We start from the raw sequence: 18,523 nt of genomic DNA, 5'->3' as shown, positions 1-18,523 counted from the left end.
GTCATTTATCACTGAAGTTCACACGTAGATATTTAATCATTTCTGAAAATGCCGGACGATCTTTTTTCGTTCCCGTGATTTTTTCTGAGTAAATATTTTTCTTTTCTACTCCATACTGCTTTAACGCATCAAATTGCATATGTAAATTTTGATCTTTTGTACTGACCCGAGCATACCCAAATAACATATTTTGTAACTCCCTTGAATTTCGTTGCCTTTATGTTATCAAAAAGGTTATTTGTTGTACATATTAATACTTTATTTTTGATACGAGTTTTGAAACTAAAGGAAGGTTGAATTTATGGGGTTTTCGTTTTTGCATTTTGTGAAGTTTACTAGATATCAAAAACGAACGTTATTGATAATGATATTGATTTTATGATTGAAAGGGGACTATTCAACAAACGGGCCAGATTCTGGAAGACTTGACTTCGAGATATTGAATAGAAAACTTGTCTTAGTTGAATTGAGTAATTGAGGGATTTTTGAAATAATTGGTACAAACGAGCATGGTAGAACTTTGGAATATAATAAATTTAGAGGTGATTGTTATCCAGTATGATTTATTTACAAATGGTGTAGATTCGTTAAAGCAATCTTACATATGCATAGAAAAAATCAGCGAATTAAAGGAAGGCGTAGAACACAATGTTAAAGACTCTATATTAGCATTGAATCATGCCTTCGAAACTCTTTTTAAGTATATTTTAAAACATGAAAGTGAGTATTTAATATTTACTAACATTGATGCTTTTATGAAAGCTAAAGTAGCTATGCAGCAACAGGGTAAGTCTAATATATTTGAAGTGAGATCTAACTTAAATACTGTAGGACTAAGTGAGGCATTAAGAAGGCTTGAATTACTTTGTGATTATGAGATAAATAGTGAATTAAAAGGAGCAATAGAGTACCTAATAGAAATGAGAAATAAGTTACAACACTACGAATTAATTATTAGTGAGGAAGAACTTCAAACACTCATTGAAAAAATGAAAAGTTGCTATGAGGTAGGAGTAGAGTTTCTAGAGAAACATTTACAAGATTTAAATGAATCATTAGAAGAAGCAAGGTTTGAAGAAACACACGAAGATTACTGGGGTGACTACGCAGCTGACATGGCATTAGAAATTCACCGTGAAGAGAGATTACTTAGTGGATGGGATGATTAAAGGTTTTAAAGAACTTGAGGGGAGGGGGTTTTAGTAGTATAAATGGAAATATTAAATGTTTTGGAGGAAAATATGCAAAGTGAAATTATTACGCTAGATAGTCATCTGAGAGTACAGGTTTACTCTTTAGGCACAGAAGAGAAACCGACCGTAATTCTCTTGCACGGACTAGGCAGTACAGGATATAGTTTTGATGAACTTGCGAGGTTGTTAAGTTTCGATTTCCGAGTAATTTCTTTAGATTTACCAGGCCACGGAAATTCATCATATATACATAATGAACAATTTTTTTCTATGGACTCGTTAGCTAACTGGGTTAAGGATGTAGTTGAGTATTTTAATATTACTGGTTTCCATATTGTAGGGCATTCTGTTGGTGGGAATATAGGAATATACTTTGCTAATAAATACGGAAGCCTCATAAAATCGTTAGTTCTGCTGGATGGCGGTTATCTAAGAGGTAGCAGTTTACCAGATAATACCCTGAAAGATGAAATGGAGATGACTGAGCAGCATTGTAAAAATTATTGCTTTTCATCTTGGGAAGATTACGAAGAAAACTTAAAAAGCAATGGGTTTAATAATGAATTAATCGAGATGTCTAAGAAGAGCATGAAAGAAGAATGTGGAGTTATAAAGCTGAAAGTGAATGCTGAGGTCGCAAAGTTCATTATAAAAAATACCTTTCATGAACCCACTGAGAATATTTTATCTGGAATAAAAATCCCAGTTTTACTTATGAGAAGCACTTTACCAGAGCAATTAAATGTTTACAGGCAAAGAGAAACAAAACGATTACTACATCACTTAACAACTCGGGTGGTGGACGTAAATGAGTCTTCACATGAGTTGTATTGGGAACAACCTGTCCATGTGAGTAAAATGATTAGTAATTTGGATTAGCAATAACTTACAAAAGGATTAACTTTTGCTTACTCCAAAATAGGGGGCAAAAACGGGCGATCGTTATTAACATTATCTTGAAACAAAGTCTTCTTCTTGAAAAGGGGCGCAAGAATTTAATAATGATGGAATGTTTCAGTAGTTTTATACATAGAGGTGGCTAAGCTATGAACTATTTATCCAAAGGATTATACGGAGAAAATGCTCACGTTAACACATTGACGGTTTTCGATGGATTAGGCATCGAGCAAGCAGGTGATGTGGTTCTTAACCAGCATTCAATTTGGCAAATTCTAAATCATATGATCTACTGGCAGGAATATATTTTACGCCTTTTGAAGGGAGAAGAGACAGCACCGCCAAAACATGCTTCAGAGACATGGCCAACAGAAGTAAAACCACCTGCGAAAAAGGATTGGGATTTGGCTGTAAACAAATTTACAGATAGTTTAAATGAAGTTATTCGATTTGCAGAAAACGAGCATGGCGTTTCAAATGGTCAAGTGGAGCACCTTCTTTCGTTAATTTCTCACAATAGTTATCATTCTGGGCAGGTTGTGATTATCAGACGCTTTCTGAATCAGTGGCCACCTCCTACAGGTGGAGATACATGGTAGAAGTTATAGAGGCAGCCAATATTTATGCTCATCGATCTTACGCAACGGGCCCTTTAATGAAAGAGAGGCTTGTAAATAATGGGGAAATTAACACAAAAAAAGAAGAATCAACAAAGCGCTTCTTTTATTCTTTTGGCCATTGTTATTATTCTTGGTCCAGCCTTACATAATCATTTTGATACGATAAATATTTTAGTTATAGCTGCTCTAATTTTTGTGGCGGTTCTATTTATTGTCGGAAGGGTATCAGAAAGAGGAGAATGATTCTTTTGGCCTGACTTATTTTTAAATTACTCAAGATACGGGCGCGCTTGTCGAACAAGGCGCCCTTCTGTTTATGACCATTTTGCGGAATAAAACATAAAACCTTAGGGGTGATAAAATGAGCAGAGATAACGAAACACCTGAGGAAAGAAGAGAGAGGCTAAGACAAAAAGAACTAAACAATCCTTCCAGTAGTGTACACGGGAGCATTCTTTCTGATTTAGTCGGTGGTTTAGGATGGAAAGGTACTGGAATACTTATTCTTGTACTAATATTTGCTGTTATAATATATGCCATTTTCTTCCGTTAAAGGGGCGCATTTCCGGAATAAAGGATTTGCGCTTTTTTGCATCAATGGGCCATATTCTGGAATAACGTATTGTTCCAATGAGTGAAGTTTGAAATAATTGTTAATAAGCTATAGGGTAGAAGAGTTGAAAAAAGGAATAATGAAATTATTGTATATTAACCAGGAATAGTTAGGGTGACTTTTTATGGAATTGATTATTAATGTACTGATTAATGTTGGTGTTGTTTTATTTGTACTTTTTTCCTTTTATGTCTTTGTTACTTTTAAAGGTAGAAAATAAAGATATGTGAGGTACAAAGAGGGATAAGTGTAACTGCTAGATTAGACTTAACAGTTTTTGCTTGATAGAATTGAACACTTTTTCACCACTAATCCCCTCCAACCATGTAAACTTAACAAGTATGTTAACGACCTGGTTTGGAGGGAGTAAGGAGTAGATGAAGAAGTTGGAGAAAATCGTTTTAGCACATCAATTGAAGAGGGATGGTTTTAATGTATCAGCAATAGCACGAAAATGCGGGGTGTCCCGAAACACTGTATATACTTATCTGGGAAGAGACTTCGAAGCTGCAGTGGAATGGGTGGAAACGCTAAGAGCCAGAAAAAGAAAGCTGGATATTTATCAGGAGGTCATATTAGATTGGCTTCGGGAACACCCAGACCTTTCGGCCTCCCAGATATCAGACTGGCTGGAAGAACGATGTAATTTCCGAGAGATTGGGGAGAGTACCGTGAGAACTTACGTAAAGGAACTTCGGGAGAAATATCATATCCCCAAAGTCTTGAATAAACGTCACTTTGAGGCATTACAGGAGTTACCGAGAGGTAAACAGATGCAGGTGGATTTTGGAGAGTTAAAAGTAAAGACCACTGATGGGAAAACCATTAAAATTTATGTGATAGCCTTTGTCCTTTCACACTCCCGATATAAGTATGTGGAGTGGCAGGAGAAGCCTTTCACGACAAGGGACGTGTTACGGTGTCATGAAAATGCCTTTGAATTTTACGGAGGGATCACAGAAGAAATTGTCTATGACCAGGATAAATTGATGACGGTCAGTGAGAATGGAGGGGATCTCATATTTACAGAGGAATTTCAGGCCTATAAACAAAATAGGAATTTTCGTGTATTCCTATGCAGGAAAGCAGACCCTGAATCTAAAGGAAAGATAGAGAACGTTGTAAAGTTTGTAAAATACAACTTTGGAAAGAATCGTGTGTTCCATCAAATTGAAACATGGAATGAACAATGTCTGGCCTGGCTGGAAAGGAAGGGAAATTATCAAGTCCACAACACCATAAAAAAGAGACCTGTCGAAGTGTTCGCCCTGGAAAAGCCACACTTACGAAAAGTCTCCTTACCACTCTCTTTCGAGAGCAATCTTAGTTACAGTATAACAAGGATGGTTCATAAGGACAATGTCATCAAATACAAATCGAATCGTTATTCCGTCCCGTTGGGTACATATCAGCCAAACGGCGAGAACACGGTCTACATACAGGTGGAGGGAGAAAAGCTTTTCATTAAGGCTTCGCCCGACGGCATCCTTCTAGCTACCCATAGACTCTCTACTAACAAAGGGAAACTTATTAAAAATACCCACCATTCCAGAGACAGGTCAAAAGGAATAGCTGCTTACATGGATACCATCAGAACATCATTCCATGAAGAAGAAAAGATTCAGGTCTTCCTCGACGAGCTGCATCAGCGTTATCCCCGGTACATACGGGATCAGCTGCAGATTCTTCAGAAAGCCGTTAAACATTATAAGCCATTCATTCAGGAGGCCCTAGATACTTGTCTTCAGAAGGGATTGTGGAGTGCGAATGACTTTTACGATGTGGTAAAGCACTTCTCCAAGATTCAGGGGCTTCAGGAGCAAGTTCCTGAAGATGAACTTTCAGGAGTCGATGTTCCTACGGAACTATTGAAACAAAAGGCCGCATTACGCGATATAGATGGCTATATCAAAATCTTGGGAGGTGTGTAAGTTGGTTGGAACAGTAGAAAATTTACAGGCTCAATTCCATCAGTTTAGAATGTCAGAGACGTCTAAGGAGCTGCCCTCTTTTTTAAGGAAGGCAGAGGTTAGCTCTTGGACATACCAGGAATTTCTGCATGAACTCCTCACGTACGAAGAGAAGCGCCGCGAGGAGAAGATGATAGAAAAGCACCTGAAATGGGCCAAGTTCCCATATGAGAAGCACCTTGATGAGTTTGATTTGGGAGAGCAACCATCTCTAAGTACACGGCAGCTCAAACAGCTGCGGGAACTCTCTTGGCTAGATCACGCATTTAATTTAATATTCCTTGGTCCGCCAGGGGTAGGGAAAACGCATCTGGCGATAGGCCTTGGATTGGAGGCCATCCAACAAGGCCAACGTGTGGTCTTCATCTCCATGGGAGAGCTGGTGCCTCTTTTAAAGACTGAGGAGTACATCCGAAAAGCACAGTTGCGCCTTAAACGTATTAGGGACGCCGATCTGGTCATCATCGATGACCTCATGTATATGGCAATGGACCAACAAGAGGCCAACCTGTTTTTCCAGTTAGTGAATCATTTGTATGAACGAAGTTCTATAATACTGACGTCCAACAAAGGCCCAGAGGAGTGGGGAGAATTAATGGGCGATCAGGGAATTACCACAGCGATCCTAGATAGGCTCCTTCACCGGGCTGAAGTCATTCATTTAAATGGGTCTAGTCATCGAATCAAGTACAGAAAGTCTGTATTCCAATCGAAAAGTGTTCAAAATTAATGAGCAAAAAGTGTTCAAAACTACTTGACGGTTACAATAAGGGATTATCAGCATTTGTGTACTCCAAATTTAGTGTATTTGAGGAATGAATAAAATGAGTGTTACATTGTTTCTGGTCTTTCATTTAATTATAGGCTTGGCTTTAATTTATTTTTACGAAAAGTTACCTAATGGATTAACTACTTTTCTGACTGTGTTTTTTGTTATGAGCTTTATTTATTTTGGATCAATCATTTTCTTTTAATCCTAATAAAGAAATGGAGCGCGATTGCTGTATAAGTCAATCGTCCGTTACATACTCAAGTTGGCAGAGTTGTTGAATAACTATAATATAGATAGACTAAATGCATAGTGTTTGTGGGATGATAAAGAATGAAAAAGAGGTTGAGTGAAATACCACGGAAAGATATCATACTTGGTTCTTTATTTGTTATTATTCTTGTTTTTATATTACCCTACCTCGGGGTTGACACTTTTTCTTTAATGCTAGTTTTTATGGGTGTAGTTGAATGGTTAACAAAATTTATACTTCCTTGGATTGTCTTATACTGGATAATTAGGTTAATAAAGAATTTTGAAACTAATTAGCACCTTCTTCAAGGGAAGGAGAATTACTATTTTGGCTAAAGATTTAGCTTTAGTAATGATGGTGTTTTGACCTATTACATTAATCTTCAGTTATACCAGCTAATAAGAGCTACTAAAGAAACGGGCGCGTTTATCGAATAACGCGTCCTTTTTACATTTTAGGGCCAGATAACGGAATAAGAATTAGAAATGACCTCCTAAGTACGTGGGGCATATGATGGGTTTATAATCATATGTCTTTGGAGGAATGTTTCAATGAATAAACCTTTTTATATGGATCCTTATTATTCGAACACTTATTATAGTAATGAGCCAATGTGTAATCATGGAAATATGTCATATGGTATGGGCTATGCAAATCAATATTGGCCATATCCAAACACTCAGGGATGTACTAGTCCCATATTAAATGACCATGGAAAAGAACCTTTTGTAGTGAATATTAATCAAGCAGCTAGGCAAAACAACACATTCCGAACTGCTATATGGACTGGAGATAATCTACAAGTGACCTTGATGAGTATCAACGTCGGAGAAGATATTGGTCTAGAGGTTCATCCTGACGTAGATCAATTTTTACGTATTGAGGAAGGTCAAGGATTTGTACAAATGGGCGAGAGTAGAGATCAGTTAAACTTTGTAAGGCATGTATATGAGGACTCTGCTATCATGGTCCCTGCTGGCATGTGGCATAATTTAACGAATACAGGCAATATCCCGTTAAAACTCTACACAATCTATGCACCGCCCGAGCATCCATTCGGCACTGTTCATAGAACAAAGGCAGATGCTGAGGCTCCAGAAGGTTAGGAACCTATGGTCTTCTAGAATACCAGCTAAAATTTACAAGTCAAGATAAAAAGACCCTTCCAAAATAGGGTCTTTTTGTCTAATATTTGTTTTTTTATGTTATGTGGTATGTGCGGAAAGGGTTAACCACATGAAAGGTGTAATATAACACACTTAAATTGGAATAAAAAGGAGTGATCACTTATTTTTGCTAGTCCTTAGAGAGCAAGTACAGCATCAGAAAATGTATTGACTTTTCGGATGTAGGAAGCTACCTGTTAAGAATTGGATTGGCGGGACTTTAGTTTTATAATTTTCTTTAAAAGTAAACCGGTTACTACCCCGGGTATCAAGGACAAAATGGGTAGCCAAATGGGACCTAATAATATACCCATTATTCTTAAATCTGGAGAATAGATAAGTCCAATGGTTACGGAGTAGGCAGAAAATGCAAATGGCATAAACGAGAAAGGTTTTCCCCCACCCCCTGCATCTTTATAAGCATCCCACATCGCAAAGAAATACAAACAAGGATAGAACATCAACCAGCCATAATTGGTTTGCTGAATTGCGGTTTTTATATCCCCGTGGAAACTTAGAAGAATTACCTTATTAAAATTTGACTGAACGTTAATTAAAAATTCCAATCCAATGAAAAGCATGCCTTTTAAGAACTTACCGTTTAAAATTTGCCCAAATCCTGGTAACGCAATACTCCAAAAAAGTTTTTCATATTTATGGTTTTGTTTCATATGATCCATCCAAGTTATTGTAAATGTTTTTTCATATTTTTCCTATACTAATTTTCGTGTGATGCTCGAAACGCTAAAATTCCGTGTTGACCGGTCTTTATTTGCCTTGTCCTTTTGATAATTTTGTTCTGTCCACTGCTTGGGGAGGCTCTTCCATCCAACCGTGTTTGATGATGATTTTCCCTCCGTCTTTGGCAAAATCGAAGGTGTTAGTCATCATTTGACCCATTTTTAAAAGCAGGTCACTGCGAAAGCTAAACGCTGCTCCAACTGAGTTACTTCCCATACCAAACATCGATAACAGATTTGTGATATACATCATAAATTTGTCTGAAAACGGTGAGATAGTGGAGTTAGTTACGATTCCTGTCCACGTAGAAGATGCTTGTACATCACTCTCTAATAAAAGGTCCCCCATGGTGGAAACTACTTTTTCCGCAAGTTTTTTTCCTCGTTGAAAATACTGTTTGACTTCTGGATTATCAGCAACTTGTGCAAAACCAGTCATCAATTGCGCCCCCGTAATGTTTGCCTCTAGCGCTTGGTGCACTAAACCAATTTCAACTGTATTAAGCACGCGTTTCTTTCCAAAGGGGCTCAAGCCGCTTGTAAAACTGGTGTCCTCGACGAATTCAACCTCGTTCGGCATAGGTACACTGGGAGGACGTGCTAAAACACCTTTTTTTAGTAGGGATTTGGTGCATTTGTTGTAAATCGTTTGACTATCTGAAGTAAAATCATTGTATAAATTACAAATGTCTTCCCGATAAGACATCCCCGAATGCAATGCATAAAGACCAATCAAAATCTTACTCAGCAAACGAAAATACATTAAATAAAACTGATCGTCAAATAAACGAGGGGCCTGATGGTCAATATCTTTTTCTGTAAAGGCTACAGGAATGGCAACGCCCTCGTTTTGAAAAATCGCTTTAATAGCATTTATATTTTTCGTTTCTATACTTTGGGCAGATTGTAATACAGTTCGAGTTTCTTCGTCGTCAGAGTTTTTAATAAAGCGTTCCACTATACGCAACTTCATTGACTTCTCCTGATATGCTTGCCAAAGATTTCCTAATTCTGTAGACGATAAAGGGATGTTGCTAGTCATGTTAGACCTCCATATCAAAATGTTTTATTTTATTATGCACGTTTAGTTCCTTTTTATTAGGTATTTCCCATGTAGGTGATTCCAAGATGTCATTTTTCGTTTACAACGGAAGTTTTTATTCCCATTCAATAGTTAAGCAATACCAGCTAATAGAAGCTCTCTGCTTGTTAAACATAAGGGCTCAATAATGGGAGAACAGTATTTTGTCTTTTAAGGTTATCTTGAAATCAAGTCTTCAGGAAACGGGCGCGCGCGACAAGTTCTGTTATAAGCGCATTTCAGCGTGAAAATACAGGAATTTTAAGCATTTAGAAATTCAACTTTACAACGGAGGATGGGAATGACGGAACCATGTTTCCTGAAACCATCCCGTCAATACTCCTGCATGCGTTATGACTGACAGGTTATAGGGTATGAAGCACAGGTAGATTCGGCAGAACGAAGGCTGAAGCCATTCAATAAGAAAAGGTATGCCAACGGATATGCCGCGCGGCTGAAAAACTAGATATGGTGAGAATCGTTCTTTGAGATAGGAACTGACAAACTTCCGAATGTAAGGGTCTAAAGATTCGAACATAAGGAAACTTATGTCCCATCTCACGATGGGGTGAGTGGTGTGGAGTAAAACTGCGCCCTCTGAAATACGCTATACCGAACCATGGCGGTATCCAGCTCACAGGCTTACAGGAAGCACCTATGTTTAGTATGAAAAGCTACGTTGTAAGGTACTTGGAAAGCAAGGGACGTTGAAACAAGGGCTGTCACCCGAAACGGTTGCTATAAAGTTTATGCTGAAAAGCATTTGTCCTTGTGAGGGTAGGGGAATGACTGATGAATCTCCTGTAATGGGAGTGGAAGAACAGCCCCAAGTCTAATGAATGAAACAATTATTTTCCTAACGTGAATGGCACCGATCGGGTAGGAACGTGGGAACATCATTCCGTAAGGAGGGGTGCCACAGTGCCAACGCTGCGAAACTGGGATTATTATCGCATGACGGAGACGTTTACAGACCTACATGAAAAAGCGAGTCAAGGATACAAGTTTTCTCATCTTTATGACGCGATCATTTCGAGAGAAAACATCCTGCTCGCTTTTCGCATGATTAAAACCAACAAAGGGTCCAAAACGCCAGGTACCGATGGAAAAACCATCGATGACATGAAAGAGCTATCGGAAAACGATCTCGTAAACGAACTAAGAACCAAACTAAGAAACTACCACCCGAAGAAAGTTCGAAGAGAATGGATTGAAAAAGAGAACGGTAAATGGAGACCTCTTGGGATTCCATGTATTTTAGATAGAATCATCCAACAGAGCTTCAAACAAGTACTCGAACCAATTGTTGAATCTCAATTCTTCAAACATAGCTACGGGTTCAGACCTCTTCGGTCTGCCCACCATGCTATGGCAAGGATACAATATTTAATTAACCAAGCGCAATTTCATTTTGTCGTCGATGTAGATATTAAAAGTTTCTTTGATAATGTGAATCACTCATTACTAAATAAACAGCTTTGGAATATGGGCATTCGAGACCGAAAGGTTCTCGCTTGTATAGCTAAAATGATCAAGTCTGAAATCGATGGAGAAGGAGTGCCTGTGAAAGGATCACCACAAGGTGGTATTCTATCCCCTTTACTCTCCAATGTCGTTCTAAATGACTTAGATCAATGGGTTGCAGGACAATGGGAGTTCTTTCCTCTCACAAAAACCTACAGTTCAGATGATGCTAAAAGGCGAGCTAGAAAACAAACAAACTTGAAGCAAGGATACTTGATTAGGTACGCCGATGATTTTAAAATTCTATGCCGAGATGGAAAGACAGCTCAACGGTGGTACCATGCGGTACGTCTTTACCTCAAAGAGCGTTTAAAGTTGGACATCTCTCCAGAGAAATCTCAAATTGTAAACTTGAGAAAACGAGAATCAGAGTTCTTAGGTTTCACCATTCGTGCGAATAAAAAGGGGAAGAAACGAGTGGCCCATACAGGGGTCATTTCCTCAAAAAGAAGGAAAATCAAACAGGAAGCTAAGAAGCTCATTCGAAGAATAAAAGCTTCCCCTTCTGCTGGAAATATTCAACGTTATAATAGTTTCGTTTTGGGTATTCATCATTACTTCAAGCGAGCGACTCATGTAAGCCTTGCGTTCTCACGTCTTGCTTTCGATCTTAAACCATTTCTAGTGAACCGTCTTCGACCGGTTGGAAAACTAGAACATCCTTTTCAGCCACCACCTTTTTATAAGAAGAACTTTAGCTTAGGAACGAAGACTATCAACATTAGAGGGATGTACCTTTTTCCTATTGGTAATGTTAAAACATTCCATACGATGAACTTCAGTCCAAAGCTTTCGCTTTACACAAAGAAAGGTAGAGAACAAATTTATAAAAAGTTACGACCGGATATACAACAAGAAGTCGGTTATTTAATGAAAGCTTCTCTACAGAATCGGAGTATAGAATATCTTGATAATCGAATAAGTCGGTACAGTATGAAGATGGGCAAATGTGAAATTACAGGCGAGTACTTACATGCTTCAGATGTTCATTGTCATCATTACGTACCCAAGAGTCTTGGAGGGACGGATAAGTTTCAAAATCTCCGCATTCTCCATAAAGATGTTCACCGGCTCATTCACATTAGAGATATCGAGCGAATCAAAGTTTATCTTGAAAAGATTCCACAAAACCAACGAATTTTAGATAAAATTAACCAATACCGTAAGGTATGTGGGATGGAAGGGATCGAGCGATCCAGTCTCGAAGAGTAACAAGGAACTTATAATTTAATACATATCATTAGATGGAACGCCGAATGCTGGGAAACTAGCACGTTCGGTGCGGAGCAGGGGAAAAGCCGGAGATAACTTCAAACGCTTACCTATTGCTAACGATTGTGAAGTAATAAAAGCTTAATTTCTCGATTACAACATTGAAAAATTAGGCTCTTTAGTTTCTAGCGTAGGATTTTTTCAAAATGTTGGCGAGACCCCTTATATGTGTGAGTAAAGATTTACTGTAATTTTGGGTAAGTTTGTGAAACACTACACTTAAACTATAAGGGGCTTTAGCTTAACAAGCCAAATAAAAGAAATCGGTTCCTAAACGTTGTAAGGGACCGATTTTTCTATGCTTTTATTTGCTTAACGTTGTAAATCCGCATTTTCCTGACGCTACCTCTATAAGAATAATTCGGTTCAAACAAAACGACTTAAGAAATAGAAAAACCCTCCTCTTCCTTCACTCCATCTTTATCTGTGAACTCATCAAGCAGCGCACGCACCTCTTCGGTGGATTGGGTGCTCATCAGCTGATTTCTTAACTCACTCGCTCCCCGGAATCCACGGACATAAATCTTGAAAAAACGGCGGAGCGGTTTGAAGATCCGTGGCTCCAGTTCTTCGGAATATTTATCATGAAGGTCGAGCTGCAGGCGCAGGAGATTGAGCAGTTCTTCGCTTGTATGTTCTTTCTTCTCTGTTTCGAAAGCGAACGGGTTATGGAAAATCCCCCGTCCGATCATCACTCCGTCCACGCCGTATTTTTCTGCAAGTTCAAGTCCCTTCTGACGGTCAGGGATGTCTCCATTGATTGTCAGAAGTGTTTCAGGGGCTACTTCATCACGAAGTTTCTTAATCTCTGGAATCAGCTCCCAGTGAGCATCGACGTTACTCATTTCTTTTTTCGTACGGAGATGGATGGAAAGATTGGCAATATCCTGTTCCAGGAGGTGCTTCAGCCAATGGCGCCATTCCTCTACTTTCGTATACCCAAGACGGGTCTTCACACTGACGGGCAGACCTCCCGCTTTAGCCTCCTGGATGATTTCCGCTGCCACATCCGGGCGACGGATCAGGCCGCATCCTTTCCCTTTCGGTGCGACATTCGGTGCAGGACATCCCATGTTGATGTCTACGCCCCGATAGCCCATTTCCGCCATGCCGATACTCATTTCCCGAAAGTGTTCGGGCTTGTCTCCCCAGATGTGGGCAACGATCGGCTGTTCATCTTCTGTGAACGTCAAACGCCCACGAATGCTGTCTTTTCCTTTCGGGTGGCAGTAGCTTTCAGTATTCGTAAACTCTGTAAAAAACACGTCAGGTCTCGCTGCTTCACTCACGACATGACGAAAAACGATATCTGTCACAGCTTCCATTGGTGCCAGAACAAAAAACGGCCGTGGAAGCTCATGCCAAAAATTTTCTTTCATAGTATATCTGAACCCTTTCCTTATGGGAAAGCATGTTCCCAAAATTAAAAAGTGAAAATGTTGTTGTTATCTATTCCTAGTTAGACTGGATTTCAACCATTATATACTTTAATAGCATCAAACGAAAAGTGCAAGAGAACGAGTGGTCTTGTTTTTGAGGGGAATCCTGGTTTTTATCGGAGTTTAATATTCTTATGTAGAAGACTAACCAAAATCAGGATAAGTGAAGTCTTTTTTTTATAAAAAAAGAATGGCTTATAGGCCGCCGGATAATTTACAAAGCAACAAGCTCAATCAAATTGACACCCTATAGCGGGTTTTGTATAGTATATGACGAAGCCTATGATAGGAGTGAATCATTTGAATTCTAACTCTGAATTTCAAAATTTGGATTTAATAGATTTATTAAGTGAGCGTCATGGTTTAGTCCGCGGAATTTCCGAGAAAAGATGGAACGATAACAGTGAGATTTATATTTCAAACTCAGAATGGTATATCATGGCGAGGATTTATAAAAAGAAACCAACCATTTCGTATGTTACAAAAAGAGTGGATATCTCTCGACAGGCGATACATAAGTTTATTAAAAACCTTTCTGCAAAAGGATTAGTAGAAGTAAAAAATGTTGAAAACAATAAGAAAGAGAAGTGCATCGAGTTAACGGCTTTGGGCGAGGAATGCTATGAAAAAAATGAGAACCTTAAAGCGAAACTTGAGAATGAAATTGCAGAAAAAATCGGCACTGAGCAAGTAAAAATCCTTAAAGATCTATTGAAGTCAGAGTGGGGAATAGAATAGTCAATCTGGATTTTAATAGGGTCCTTCTTTTTTAGTAGATAAAAAAGAAGGACCCTATTTATTTTACTTTATGGCTCCCATCACTATTTCATGGATGTCTTCAAACGTAGTCTCTAATGAAATAGCTAATTCTTTAAATAATATATTGACTGTTGTGTTCAAAAGTCGTTGATCTCGTTCATAAAATTTACGGTCGAGAAGTTGCAATTCCAATTTCTTTCGCATCAATGTGTTGACTACTTTGGCAATTTCTTTTCGATCTCCTGTATTTACAATCTCGGTATATAAATTGAGGCGGATATTAGAGTGATCGTACCATTTTATCCCTGGATCCTTAAATGATTCAAGAATATCATGGGCTTCCTCTTTGTTAATAAGTTCAAGCATCAGTACTTTATTGTTGTTAACTGGAGTACTTATGGTTAATTGGTGATGATCTTCCATAGGATGTAAAACGTAATATGTTCTAGTAATTCCAGAAAAAGTTTTGTCACAAATATTATCAACTTTGCAAATACCGTGTGTGGAATAGATGACCAAATCTCCAATGTTAAACATTATATTCGCTCCCAATCCATATTGTCAACTAAGTTTATAATATCTTAATCTTTAAATTTTGTCAACTAAGTTGACTTTTTAGGATTTTAATTGATATAGTAAACAGAGGAGCGGTCCTTGCATCTGTCCAAACGAACACACTGAATTCTCTTCCAAAACAGTATTATCCAGATGGAATTGCTTTGACTCAAACGGTCCAACAAGTTGCTGGAGCCATTGGTATTGCGGTAATGGTCTCTATGTTAGCCGCAAAACAAAATAGCTACCTGGCAACCGTTGCAAACGAACCAACACAAGCAGCGGCGATGGGATCTTCTTTGGTGTTTAAAATAAGTTTATTATTGGCAGTGATTAATATTGTACTGTCTTTATTCATGAAACTCCCAGATCCTATAAAAGTTGAGGGGAAATCTATAGTGAAGAACCCCGATCATCTTCATAACAGGGTGTAGAATTAACCAGAAGTGATAATAAAGGAGCCATCCATTGTACAAACATGGATGGCTTCTTTACTTCTATTCAGCAACACTATAATCTGATATTCTCTCCGGGTGAGAATACACGTTAAATGATTCCCCGCGGATAAAACCGACCGTTGTAATATTGAGGTCATCCGCGAGTTGAATGGCAAGATCAGTTGGAGCAGATTTTGATAAAACAACACCTACTCCAATTTTAGCTGCCTTTATGAGGATTTCTGATGAGATCCTTCCACTGAAGACAATTACTTTATCCCTGACTGGTATTTTGTTCAGAAGACTATACCCGTATAATTTATCAATTGCATTATGTCTTCCGATATCAGCACGCCCTGCTAAGATCTCAGAAGGGGTACAAAGGGCGGCATTATGTACACCGCCGGTATTTTTAAAAACAAGACTATTTTTCTGCATCATCCTCATGAGATTCAAGCAATCTTCGGGTTTGAGTCTAGTCTTAGCCATTGATGTTTTTGCAGTTCGAACATCATTTTGAAAATAAAATTGTCTGCTTTTCCCGCAACAGGAGCCAATGAAACGTTTTGAATGCTGCTGGTCCGTCTTAATTTTAGATTTCAAAGTGACATAGGCAAAGCCACTGCTCTCATCAATCATGAGGTCTGTAACGTCATCTCTAAATAAGATGGCTCCTTCAGACGCTAAAAAGCCAATAATAAGTTCTTCCAGATGAGTTGGCGTGCAAACCATCGTGGCAAACTCCTCACCGTTAATATGAATGGTAAAGGGAAATTCAGTTACAATCTCATCCTCTACCTCTTGTAACTGCCCATTTTTATATGTAACGATGGTTCGTTTTTGGCTCATATGTTGAACCATATTATTCACATCCTATTTATCGTCATTCGTTCAGGATCAAAAACTATCATCAAAGTTGTGATAGCTATTCTCCTCTTTTGTCTTCTACTTTTGCTGACATTAATCCAAGCAGGATACCAAACAATCCACCTGCTAGAACTTCGGCCGGCTGATGCCCTAGAACTTCTTTTAATTCATGTTCCTGCTTTACATATTCTAAGCTGGGAAAATCACCAGAAATGGCTTCGAAGTGATCTTCGAGGTCGTTTACAAGCTGCGCAATCTCACCAGTATGGCGTCTAATTCCCTGGGCATCATACATGACGATTGATCCGAACACAACTGCTAAGGCGGTTTCGATATGTCTCGTTCCGCGATTGGCAGCTACATAAGTAGCGAGTGAGGCAACCCCTGCAGAGTGGGAACTTGGCATGCCGCCGGTTTGAAAGATCGGTTTCCACTCCCACTTCCCCGTTACGCTTTTATGTGTAAGTATTTTGAGCCCTTGTGCGATCCCAATTGCTGATAAAGCTGTTACAATTCCACGGTTCACCACAGATCTCCTCCGTTTGCTTTTTCGATTACGTTACTACTCTACTATGATTCATACCCTTATGAGCAGATTTTATTCTACCTCTTGAAAAATTCAAGTTCGTTAATCTTCATCTAGGACTATGACATGCCAAAAGTAAGTGGTGAGTAGAATACTTTAAAACTTGGCAGTAGAAAAAAGTTCACATTAAGATTATCCTAATGTGAACCTTTTGCCGTGTCAGCCAACGGCTTCAATTTTGTTAGGCGGCATTATTCTTTGAAGAGTATCTCTTTCTTCCTTGGTTAATGGTAGCATTGGTAAACGTACATCACCCACATTAATCCCTCTTATAGATAAAGCGGCTTTTACTGGGGATGGACTAGGTGCTGCAAATAATGCGTTCATAACGGGCAGCAGGTTGCGGTGAGTCGCAGCTGCATCTTTTACATGGCCGTTAAAGAAGTTTGTCACCATACCCTGCATTTCATTGCCAATAATATGAGAAGCAACTGACACAATTCCTGCTCCGCCGATGGATAAAACAGGTAATGTCATGCCATCATCACCGCTGTATACCGAAAAATCATCGGAAGCATGACTAATGATCTCTGAAACGGCATCTAAATCACCGCTTGACTCTTTAACTGATACAATATTGTCAATTTTGCTTAGGCGAACGATCGTCTCAGAAGCCATGTTTACAACACTTCTCCCTGGAATGTTATAAAGCATAATAGGTAACGAAGTAGATTGAGCAATAGCCTGGAAGTGCTGGAACAAACCTTCCTGTGATGGCTTGTTGTAATAAGGGGTCACAAGCATAATGCCATCGACTCCTGTTTCCTCCGCTTGTTTTGTTAAACGGATCGAAGCATTTGTGTTATTTGATCCCGTTCCGGCGATGACGGGAGCTCTCCCATCGACCACCTGAACAACAAATTTAAATAAGCTCAACTTCTCTTCTGTTGTTAAAGTAGGAGACTCACCAGTTGTACCTGCTATCACTAATCCGTCAGATCCATTCGTTAGTAGATGGTTTACTAAAGCTCTCGTTGCGTTAAAATCAATTTCCCCGTTTTGGTCAAATGGGGTAACCATAGCGGTTAGTACTTGGCCAAAATTCATACTGTCACACCCTTTTTATAAATTTAGAAATATTGTGGTGTTGGGCCATTTGGTCGTAAACACAAAAAAACAACAACGAGGGTTCGCTGTTGCCGTAGAAACACATTTAGAAAAGTCGTTCCTGCGTAAGATAGCCCTCCATATAGTTTCCTATATGACAGTCCTGCATTTATTAAATAACAGAACCAGCTTCCTGAACATGAGATTCCTTCCGCTTCGGCAAATTCCCCTTTCCACAACCTTCCTAGGGTCTCATGCCCCTCACATTGCATACTAATGGTCTTTGCACCTCTATCCTTACTTCAAATGATATTGAAATAAGAAAATATTTAATTGAATGTACTATAACAAAATTTGCTTTTGACTACAAGGATATACAGAAATTTTTTTATAAAAAAGGGTGAAGGCTGCATTTAATTATGGTAGGTGCGTTGCCCCATTTTACATGAAGGAGTCCTCCAGCTTTTCTTTGAGGCCAGGTTAGATATCGTTGTATTAGAATTACTCTTTATTTTGTACACCACTTCTCCACGACCAAAATAATTGATATGATCGCATACGTCACATACCTGTTTGCTGCTAGCAGGACCCCGAAGACAATTTCAACAGTGGCGACCGCGTACATAACTGTGATGGGTCTGGGAATGCCCAAATTGACGAAATAATTTCCTAAACCTACACCCGATAATTTTCATCAGTCCTGACTTAATGAAAATAAAAACAATTGAAATTCAC

Annotated in this window: 19 protein-coding genes, 1 pseudogene and 1 riboswitch; of the genes and pseudogenes, 11 read left to right on the top strand and 9 right to left on the bottom strand. The window is 38.8% G+C overall.

What is annotated here, in order from left to right; translation table 11 throughout:
• Position 1 precedes the first annotated feature (1 nt).
• Positions 2-187, bottom strand: a complete 186-nt coding sequence (locus tag G6R08_RS09930) for a recombinase family protein (RefSeq protein ID WP_163527830.1) — start codon at positions 185-187, stop codon at positions 2-4.
• A gap of 322 nt (positions 188-509) precedes the next feature.
• Between G6R08_RS09930 and G6R08_RS09925 the strand changes: the two genes are divergently transcribed.
• From G6R08_RS09925 to G6R08_RS09890, 8 genes are all read left to right on the top strand, one after another.
• On the top strand, positions 510-1,169 hold the full coding sequence (locus G6R08_RS09925) for a hypothetical protein (protein ID WP_163527829.1): 660 nt from the start codon (positions 510-512) through the stop codon (positions 1,167-1,169).
• Positions 1,170-1,211: 42 nt separating this feature from the next.
• Positions 1,212-2,072 (top strand): alpha/beta fold hydrolase, encoded by an 861-nt coding sequence (locus G6R08_RS09920; protein ID WP_163527828.1) that lies wholly within the window; start codon positions 1,212-1,214, stop codon positions 2,070-2,072.
• 167 nt (positions 2,073-2,239) lie between these two features.
• Positions 2,240-2,689: a DinB family protein gene (locus tag G6R08_RS09915; protein ID WP_163527827.1), complete on the top strand. Its 450-nt coding sequence runs from the start codon at positions 2,240-2,242 to the stop codon at positions 2,687-2,689.
• A gap of 78 nt (positions 2,690-2,767) precedes the next feature.
• Complete coding sequence (locus G6R08_RS09910; RefSeq protein WP_163527826.1) at positions 2,768-2,953, top strand: hypothetical protein; 186 nt, start codon at positions 2,768-2,770, stop codon at positions 2,951-2,953.
• 118 nt (positions 2,954-3,071) lie between these two features.
• Complete coding sequence (locus G6R08_RS09905; RefSeq protein WP_163527825.1) at positions 3,072-3,263, top strand: DUF6366 family protein; 192 nt, start codon at positions 3,072-3,074, stop codon at positions 3,261-3,263.
• A gap of 437 nt (positions 3,264-3,700) precedes the next feature.
• The gene (gene istA, locus G6R08_RS09900) at positions 3,701-5,254 is read left to right on the top strand and encodes an IS21 family transposase (protein WP_163527242.1); all 1,554 of its coding nucleotides are present in this window, start codon (positions 3,701-3,703) and stop codon (positions 5,252-5,254) included.
• A 1-nt stretch (position 5,255) separates the two neighbouring features.
• On the top strand, positions 5,256-6,023 hold the full coding sequence (gene istB, locus G6R08_RS09895) for an IS21-like element helper ATPase IstB (protein ID WP_163527243.1): 768 nt from the start codon (positions 5,256-5,258) through the stop codon (positions 6,021-6,023).
• A gap of 843 nt (positions 6,024-6,866) precedes the next feature.
• Entirely contained in the window at positions 6,867-7,421 is a 555-nt protein-coding gene (locus G6R08_RS09890; RefSeq protein WP_163527824.1) for a cupin domain-containing protein, read from the top strand.
• A 257-nt stretch (positions 7,422-7,678) separates the two neighbouring features.
• Here G6R08_RS09890 and G6R08_RS09885 read toward each other — a convergent pair whose 3' ends face one another.
• Together G6R08_RS09885 and G6R08_RS09880 are read right to left on the bottom strand one after the other, a co-directional pair.
• Positions 7,679-8,152, bottom strand: coding sequence for a hypothetical protein (locus G6R08_RS09885; protein ID WP_163527823.1), 474 nt, complete (start codon positions 8,150-8,152; stop codon positions 7,679-7,681).
• Between the two features lie 97 nt (positions 8,153-8,249).
• Complete coding sequence (locus tag G6R08_RS09880; protein WP_163527822.1) at positions 8,250-9,263, bottom strand: DUF3231 family protein; 1,014 nt, start codon at positions 9,261-9,263, stop codon at positions 8,250-8,252.
• Between the two features lie 960 nt (positions 9,264-10,223).
• Between G6R08_RS09880 and ltrA the strand changes: the two genes are divergently transcribed.
• A complete protein-coding gene (gene ltrA, locus G6R08_RS09875) occupies positions 10,224-12,038 on the top strand; it encodes a group II intron reverse transcriptase/maturase (protein ID WP_205439415.1) in 1,815 nt (604 codons plus the stop codon).
• A gap of 440 nt (positions 12,039-12,478) precedes the next feature.
• On the opposite strand, the gene G6R08_RS09870 is transcribed toward ltrA, so the two are convergent.
• A complete protein-coding gene (locus G6R08_RS09870) occupies positions 12,479-13,477 on the bottom strand; it encodes a tRNA dihydrouridine synthase (RefSeq protein WP_163527821.1) in 999 nt (332 codons plus the stop codon).
• Between the two features lie 342 nt (positions 13,478-13,819).
• On the opposite strand from G6R08_RS09870, the gene G6R08_RS09865 reads away from it, so the two are divergent.
• Positions 13,820-14,275: a MarR family winged helix-turn-helix transcriptional regulator gene (locus G6R08_RS09865; protein ID WP_163531262.1), complete on the top strand. Its 456-nt coding sequence runs from the start codon at positions 13,820-13,822 to the stop codon at positions 14,273-14,275.
• 63 nt (positions 14,276-14,338) lie between these two features.
• Here G6R08_RS09865 and G6R08_RS09860 read toward each other — a convergent pair whose 3' ends face one another.
• Positions 14,339-14,833, bottom strand: coding sequence for a CarD family transcriptional regulator (locus tag G6R08_RS09860; RefSeq protein ID WP_163527820.1), 495 nt, complete (start codon positions 14,831-14,833; stop codon positions 14,339-14,341).
• Between the two features lie 182 nt (positions 14,834-15,015).
• Between G6R08_RS09860 and G6R08_RS09855 the strand changes: the two genes are divergently transcribed.
• Entirely contained in the window at positions 15,016-15,285 is a 270-nt protein-coding gene (locus G6R08_RS09855) for a hypothetical protein (protein WP_240339686.1), read from the top strand.
• A 63-nt stretch (positions 15,286-15,348) separates the two neighbouring features.
• Here the strand turns inward: G6R08_RS09855 and fdhD are convergent, their stop codons facing one another.
• The 4 genes and pseudogenes from fdhD to G6R08_RS22455 form a co-directional block, all read right to left on the bottom strand.
• Positions 15,349-16,149 (bottom strand): formate dehydrogenase accessory sulfurtransferase FdhD, encoded by an 801-nt coding sequence (fdhD, locus tag G6R08_RS09850; RefSeq protein WP_163527819.1) that lies wholly within the window; start codon positions 16,147-16,149, stop codon positions 15,349-15,351.
• Positions 16,150-16,213: 64 nt separating this feature from the next.
• The gene (locus tag G6R08_RS09845) at positions 16,214-16,681 is read right to left on the bottom strand and encodes a divergent PAP2 family protein (protein WP_240339685.1); all 468 of its coding nucleotides are present in this window, start codon (positions 16,679-16,681) and stop codon (positions 16,214-16,216) included.
• A gap of 219 nt (positions 16,682-16,900) precedes the next feature.
• The gene (gene dapA / locus G6R08_RS09840; RefSeq protein ID WP_163527817.1) at positions 16,901-17,788 is read right to left on the bottom strand and encodes a 4-hydroxy-tetrahydrodipicolinate synthase; all 888 of its coding nucleotides are present in this window, start codon (positions 17,786-17,788) and stop codon (positions 16,901-16,903) included.
• A 123-nt stretch (positions 17,789-17,911) separates the two neighbouring features.
• A riboswitch (Lysine riboswitch) is annotated at positions 17,912-18,090 on the bottom strand.
• A gap of 206 nt (positions 18,091-18,296) precedes the next feature.
• Positions 18,297-18,452 (bottom strand): annotated as a pseudogene (locus tag G6R08_RS22455) (hypothetical protein); the annotation flags it as partial.
• Between the last annotated feature and the right edge of the window lie 71 nt (positions 18,453-18,523).

This window comes from Halobacillus ihumii, assembly GCF_902726645.1.
Taxonomy (GTDB): Bacteria; Bacillota; Bacilli; order Bacillales; family Halobacillaceae; genus Halobacillus_A; species Halobacillus_A ihumii.
This window is presented reverse-complemented; position numbering and strand designations above follow the sequence as displayed.

Coding starts and splice junctions, on each gene's coding strand:
- G6R08_RS09930 (WP_163527830.1), bottom strand. CDS start 187: ATGTTATTTGGGTATGCTCGGGTCAGTACAAAAGATCAAAATTTACAT.
- G6R08_RS09925 (WP_163527829.1), top strand. CDS start 510: ATGGTAGAACTTTGGAATATAATAAATTTAGAGGTGATTGTTATCCAG.
- G6R08_RS09920 (WP_163527828.1), top strand. CDS start 1,212: ATGGAAATATTAAATGTTTTGGAGGAAAATATGCAAAGTGAAATTATT.
- G6R08_RS09915 (WP_163527827.1), top strand. CDS start 2,240: ATGAACTATTTATCCAAAGGATTATACGGAGAAAATGCTCACGTTAAC.
- G6R08_RS09910 (WP_163527826.1), top strand. CDS start 2,768: ATGGGGAAATTAACACAAAAAAAGAAGAATCAACAAAGCGCTTCTTTT.
- G6R08_RS09905 (WP_163527825.1), top strand. CDS start 3,072: ATGAGCAGAGATAACGAAACACCTGAGGAAAGAAGAGAGAGGCTAAGA.
- istA (WP_163527242.1), top strand. CDS start 3,701: ATGAAGAAGTTGGAGAAAATCGTTTTAGCACATCAATTGAAGAGGGAT.
- G6R08_RS09890 (WP_163527824.1), top strand. CDS start 6,867: ATGAATAAACCTTTTTATATGGATCCTTATTATTCGAACACTTATTAT.
- G6R08_RS09885 (WP_163527823.1), bottom strand. CDS start 8,152: ATGAAACAAAACCATAAATATGAAAAACTTTTTTGGAGTATTGCGTTA.
- G6R08_RS09880 (WP_163527822.1), bottom strand. CDS start 9,263: ATGACTAGCAACATCCCTTTATCGTCTACAGAATTAGGAAATCTTTGG.
- G6R08_RS09870 (WP_163527821.1), bottom strand. CDS start 13,477: ATGAAAGAAAATTTTTGGCATGAGCTTCCACGGCCGTTTTTTGTTCTG.
- G6R08_RS09865 (WP_163531262.1), top strand. CDS start 13,820: ATGATAGGAGTGAATCATTTGAATTCTAACTCTGAATTTCAAAATTTG.
- G6R08_RS09860 (WP_163527820.1), bottom strand. CDS start 14,833: ATGTTTAACATTGGAGATTTGGTCATCTATTCCACACACGGTATTTGC.
- fdhD (WP_163527819.1), bottom strand. CDS start 16,149: ATGGTTCAACATATGAGCCAAAAACGAACCATCGTTACATATAAAAAT.
- dapA (WP_163527817.1), bottom strand. CDS start 17,788: ATGAATTTTGGCCAAGTACTAACCGCTATGGTTACCCCATTTGACCAA.